General features: G+C 48.3%; 1 protein-coding gene and 1 pseudogene. Both read left to right on the top strand.

Annotation, left to right across the window (positions count from 1 at the left end):
- A pseudogene (locus tag AC4PR2_RS29040) lies at positions 1-441 on the top strand (STY4528 family pathogenicity island replication protein); the annotation flags it as partial.
- 512 nt (positions 442-953) lie between these two features.
- On the top strand, positions 954-1,090 hold a 137-nt coding region (locus AC4PR2_RS29035; RefSeq protein WP_490846208.1), incomplete at its 3' end, for an AcaB family transcriptional regulator.

Raw genomic sequence — 1,090 nt, 5'->3', positions numbered from 1 at the left:
GGTGCATCAACGAAACCGAACTGTAACGTACGTTCTTTCACACAGAGTGTGAATAAAACAACGTACGTACCTGAGTTACCGGCCGAACTGCAAAACATCATCGCGACGGATGATCAGCGGCAGATTGGCGTCCAGCTTAAGGCATTGCCTGCAGAGGTTGCCCGTCAGGTGCTGGAGAGTCTTGAGCAGGCAATGGCCAAAGGCTACCTGAATAATCCCACTGGTTGGCTGCTGGCGGTGATCAAACGGGCCAGAAATGGTGAGCTGTATGCAAGTGCCAAATCCCCAGAACCTGCCAGGCCTGTACCGCGACGCCAAATACCTTGCTCTGCGGCGCCAGCTAAACCAATAGGTCCGGTCCGTCAACACCTGGCGTCGCGGGACCATGTAAGCGGTGTTGTGGACAAATTACGCCAGCAAATGATGCGGGCAAAAAAATGAGTCGTGAGTGCAGATAATCAAGTTGTTCGAAAATAGACCACTACTAGCATTGGTTGAAAAGTCATCACTGTTGACAGTGTCAACGGTGATTGAAAAGTAGCCACTGTTGACAGTGTCAACGGTGATTGAAAAGTAGCCACTGTTGGCAGTGTCAACGGTGATTAAAAAGTAGCCACTGTTGGCAGTGTCAACGGTGATTAAAAAGTAGCCACTGTTGACAGTGTCAACGGTGATTAAAAAGTAGCCACTGTTGACAGTGCCAACAGTGATTAAAAAGTAACCGCCGTTAGCAGTGTCTGCGGTGGTTAATATAAAGTCCGTTCTTGCAGCATCAGTAGTGGATAAAAAACGCACTACTTAGGCTGCGGCTTTGTGGGGAGAATCGAATGAGGTACTAACCAAGGCACTCTTTTTCATTTCGTACAGAAAAAGAGTTTTGAATTGCTGCGTTATGCCCAAGTCGAGACTATTTCAAGCCAAACATACTCCCAGTAGTTAGAAGGATGATCAAAATGGCAGATTCAACAGAGAATACCCAGCACAAGCCTGCACAGACGCGAGCCGGGGCGCTGAAATCGACGTTAACCGTCCAGTTGCATACACAATATGCAATATTGTTATGGGAGGGACGGCAGCGTGAGAAAGAGTC

The sequence above is a fragment of the Serratia sp. A07 genome (genome assembly GCF_058725505.1).
This window is presented reverse-complemented; position numbering and strand designations above follow the sequence as displayed.